The following is a 4,211-nucleotide window of genomic DNA, read 5'->3' as shown; positions in this document are numbered from 1 at the left end:
TACACAGTCGGCTTAAGTAGGGGCGATTCGCGAATCGCCCCTACTGCTTTCTGCTTACTTTTGTCTAAACGTTTGTATATCCAGATAATAGCACAGGACAACTAAAGTTGTCTAGTCTAAACGACTCGCTTGTTTTCATCCCCCGGTTAAAACACGCTTGCTCTCAACGTCGCTTTTCGGTAAAACCGGATTTGGTATTACTTCTCAATAGTCTTATCTTCCACGCTATCTGTAGCGCTTTTCTGCCATTCTTGTAGGTATGTAGCTAATACATTAACTGTTATGCTAGATAGTGGGTGATGAATTGACTCTTTAAGTGCTTCCATTGCTCCTGCTTTTAATGCAGCTATTAATCTAGATTTGAGAGTAGGGTTCTTCTGAATTTCATCTGCTGCTTCCACGGCTAATTCTATTTGCTCTTTCTCTGTTGTTGTTGGATAAGTTTGAGAAAGCTGCTCTAGTAATTCCTGAATTTCAGCCGCTGCTTCTGCCAGATTTTGTTTTCCATAAGATGTGTTATATACTGTACTGTTTTTAATCTTTCTGTTGTCCAGTCTGTTGTAAATAATAGTAGTAGGTTGATATAAGTCCGGATATTCAAAGCATCGTTTAAAAGCATCTAATGCTGTTAATAAAACCATTCCTATAATAGCTATCAAAACTTGTTGTGTAGTAAGAGGAATCGCAACATATACTAAAATCAAAATCAAAATTAACAAGATTCCTGAGAGAGCAATTGCTGTGATAAACTTATAATACTTATCGAATTTATACTTTTCTAAAATATCGTTTTCACTAGATTCTGACATATAAGTTTTGCCTCCTTTATAAATTTGAAATTTGATCCGAATTATCTGTCTGATCGCTAGCTGCTTGGTCTGGTGATAATAAACTTAATGCTGAATTTTTTGTAGAGTTAACCATACTTTCCCATAGATTGGCCACTTCTCTTAGTGAATATTGAAGCGGACTTGCTAGTCCAAGAATAATCAAAAGTGGACCGAATAAAGGAGCGGTTGGCATTAAATATAAACCGACTCCTATTCCAGTGATACTAGCAACGATTTTGGTTAACTCTTTACTTGTTGCTATTTTTCTATTAAAATCAGCTTGCTTTTGAGATTCTTCAATTTGAAAAATAACTAAGTTTTGTTTAAGCTGATTTTCCTTTAGTTTATCTATATCAGGCAGAAGTTTGACAATCTTTTCGATATCTTGAATTGTTTCTGCTTTGCGAGTTCGTTCGGCTAAAACCTGATTTATCAACTCTAAATCATAATTTTTTGTATTAGGGAGAGAAATGAGTTTACTCTCCGAAGTTTGAGAATAAGGAAGGATTTTCTTTTCAGGCAAATCTGGATCTAAATTTTCATTCATGGAACCTGTTCAGGAAGTTCAAGCAATATTATAATAATATATTTGCTTAATTAAGTCGAGGTTTGACAATGGATATCCTAAATATCTATAGAAAAATTGTCAAACGAATAATTAATATACTCAACTACATCTTGATCATAGAAATATTTGACTGAATACTGTGTTTGACGAAACAAGCGATCGCTTCGGTCTAAGTTAAAATAAGCTATTATTATAATTTATCTCATTAATCTATTACAAGTCTGATGAAAACCAAAGAATTGCTAATCAAAGAAGTAGAAAATAGCCCTGATTTTATTTTGCAAGAAGTTTGGGATTTTTGACAATTTTTGAAAGCCAAATATCAGCAAGATCAGCCAGAAGTTAGCCTGTTAAGTGAGTCTTCCTTACAAAAAGATTGGTTACAGCCAGAGGAGGATGAAGCGTGGCATAATTTGTAAAAATCCTGGAATATTATCTTTTTTTATATTCTTTAAAGGGGAGGCTTTAGACCACAATTTTTCTGTAAAAAATTATGGATTTTATAGTGTTCCTCCATGCTATAGATTATGAACATAACAAGAAGATTTGGAACAAGCAATAAGAGGTTTTAATTTGGGTTTATCTTCAGATAAAAAGGATTTAAAATGTTTTTTTTGAAACTGTTAAATTTGACAAAAACAACTATTATTTCGTCGATCAAATAAATATAATTCAAAAAATATACTACTTGGTATAGTATAGTATTAAATATTACTATGAACTACTAACCAAATGTTAGATTGGATTTCTGTTACTTTTTCTCAAATATTAAAAAATATAGATGCTATCATTTTTTATCGTATTGGTGGCGACCAAGGGATACCACTTATTGTACTTTGGCTAATTGGTGGCGGTCTCTTTTTTACTCTCCGAATGCAATTTATTAATATTCGAGCTTTTAAACACGCCATAGACGTTATTTGGGGAAAATACGATGACCCTAATGATGAGGGTGAGGTTTCTCATTTTCAAGCCATGGCAACTGCTTTATCTGGAACTGTGGGACTAGGAAATATTGCTGGAGTTGCTATTGCTATTAGTTTTGGAGGACCAGGTGCAGCTTTTTGGATGACGATCGCAGGATTATTAGGCATGAGTACAAAGTTTGTTGAATGTACTCTGGCACAAAAATATCGTGTAGTTAACCCAGATGGGACAAGCATTGGAGGTCCAATGTATTATATATCAATGGGTTTGGCTGACTTAGGACAAAAAAGATTAGGTCAATTTTTAGGTGGAATGTTTGCATTGTTCAATATCTTAGCTGTCTTAGGCAGTTCCAGCATATTTCAGTCTAACCAGTCTCAAGTAGTTATTGCTAATGTGATACCTTTTTTTGCTCAACAAAGTTGGCTTTATGGATTAATTTTAGTATTGATAGTTGGGTTAGTAATAATAGGTGGTATTCAACGTATTGCTGGAGTAGCTGCTGCTATTGTACCGACAATGTGTGGCATTTACTTTTTGGCAGGTTCATGGATAATTTTAGCTAATTTTACTGCTATTCCTCACGCATTTTCTACTATAATTCATAGCGCTTTTGCTCCTCAAGCTATGGCAGGAGGTTTTCTGGGAGCGCTAATACAAGGGTTTCGCCGTGCAGCTTTTTCTAATGAAGCAGGATTGGGTTTAGCAGCGATCGCTCATGCTACGGCAAAGACAGATGAACCTGTTCGAGAAGGTATTGTAGCAATGCTAGAACCATTTATTGATACTGTCATTATCTGTAATATGACTGCTTTAGTAGTTATTATTACTGGCGTTTACAATAATCCTGAATTTGCTGCTCTCAATGGTTCAGAACTAACTTTAGCAGCTTTTACGACTGTTATTGACTGGTTTCCCGCTGTTTTGACAATTTGTATAATTTTGTTTGCTTTTTCTACCATGATTTCTAGTAGTTATTATGGTCAAGTTTGCTGGCAATATTTATTTGGAAACAAGGGTGTGATTATCTATAAAATCTTGTTTTTAGCAGGTATCTTTGTTGGTACGGTTACTAACCCAGAAGCAGTTATTGAGTTTAGTGATGCTATTAAAATAACTCTTGCTTTTCCGAGTTTGCTTGGTGCTTATTTCCTCTGTGGTAAAGTCGCAACAGATCAAGAAAGTTATATGAAGCGTTTACAAGCAGGAGAAATGTTCGATGAATCTCCTTCAAAAGTTATTGGGTGAACGGCAGTTCACCCCTACAGATAGTATATGATTTGGTATTTTGCGTAAGTCCTGATTTAGTAAAAGGGCGTTGCTTGACATCCTCCCGACGCTGACCTGCGGTACAGCGCGGGATTCCCGTCCATCATTCAAACAGACTAAGCTGAACAAACGACTCAGGGTGGGTTGACACATATAGCCAGGTTTCTTTTGGTCGTTAGAATATAGTTGGTTACAATGTGCTAATGTGCTATTCCAAACATATCTACAACAACCAAATAGTTGATTTAATTTGGTTATTTGGATATGATTTGGATAGATACGGTATTTATATCTGGCTTTCAATTTTATCGATCTGTTACTAATATTAATTGCTATATTATAGCATGGGTTGGCATTCCCATACGACGCTCCCCTACGGGAGAGCGCGGGTATAAATGCCAACATTAGATAAATACGGGATGATTTTAATAGTTTTGTGGAATGGGCATCTTGCCCGTTCCCGTTCCTGATATTTTCACCGCAGGCAGGGACAGGCAGGATGGGGAGTAGGGGAGTAGGGGAGTAGGGGAGTAGGGGAGTAGTGGAGTAGGGGAGTAGGGGAGTAGGGGAGTAGGGGAGTAGGGGTTAGGGGTGGGTTCCCTGTTCCCTGTTCCCTG

General features: G+C 36.3%; 4 protein-coding genes and 1 pseudogene. 1 reads left to right on the top strand and 4 read right to left on the bottom strand.

Features of this window, described 5'->3' with window-relative positions; genetic code table 11:
* Positions 1-197: 197 nt before the first annotated feature.
* Together F6K54_RS41350 and F6K54_RS41345 are read right to left on the bottom strand one after the other, a co-directional pair.
* The gene (locus tag F6K54_RS41350) at positions 198-809 is read right to left on the bottom strand and encodes a hypothetical protein (protein ID WP_293090304.1); all 612 of its coding nucleotides are present in this window, start codon (positions 807-809) and stop codon (positions 198-200) included.
* Between the two features lie 16 nt (positions 810-825).
* The gene (locus F6K54_RS41345; protein WP_293090303.1) at positions 826-1,377 is read right to left on the bottom strand and encodes a hypothetical protein; all 552 of its coding nucleotides are present in this window, start codon (positions 1,375-1,377) and stop codon (positions 826-828) included.
* 753 nt (positions 1,378-2,130) lie between these two features.
* On the opposite strand from F6K54_RS41345, the gene F6K54_RS41340 reads away from it, so the two are divergent.
* A complete protein-coding gene (locus F6K54_RS41340) occupies positions 2,131-3,573 on the top strand; it encodes a sodium:alanine symporter family protein (RefSeq protein WP_293090302.1) in 1,443 nt (480 codons plus the stop codon).
* On the opposite strand, the gene F6K54_RS41335 is transcribed toward F6K54_RS41340, so the two are convergent.
* Positions 3,556-3,999 carry a helix-turn-helix domain-containing protein gene (locus tag F6K54_RS41335; protein WP_293090301.1) on the bottom strand — a complete coding sequence of 148 codons (444 nt, stop codon included), beginning with the start codon at positions 3,997-3,999 and terminating at the stop codon, positions 3,556-3,558. The two genes, F6K54_RS41340 and F6K54_RS41335, sit on opposite strands and share 18 nt — an antisense overlap.
* A gap of 20 nt (positions 4,000-4,019) precedes the next feature.
* Positions 4,020-4,211: pseudogene (locus F6K54_RS41330) on the bottom strand (hypothetical protein); the annotation flags it as partial.

This window comes from Okeania sp. SIO3B5, from assembly GCF_010692555.1.
In the GTDB taxonomy this organism is placed as follows: domain Bacteria; phylum Cyanobacteriota; class Cyanobacteriia; order Cyanobacteriales; family Microcoleaceae; genus Okeania.
This window is presented reverse-complemented; position numbering and strand designations above follow the sequence as displayed.

Bases quoted from the DNA above. Each gene is read 5' to 3' on its own strand.
- F6K54_RS41335 (WP_293090301.1), bottom strand. From the start codon at position 3,999: ATGTTGGCATTTATACCCGCGCTCTCCCGTAGGGGAGCGTCGTATGGG.
- F6K54_RS41340 (WP_293090302.1), top strand. From the start codon at position 2,131: ATGTTAGATTGGATTTCTGTTACTTTTTCTCAAATATTAAAAAATATA.
- F6K54_RS41345 (WP_293090303.1), bottom strand. From the start codon at position 1,377: ATGAATGAAAATTTAGATCCAGATTTGCCTGAAAAGAAAATCCTTCCT.
- F6K54_RS41350 (WP_293090304.1), bottom strand. From the start codon at position 809: ATGTCAGAATCTAGTGAAAACGATATTTTAGAAAAGTATAAATTCGAT.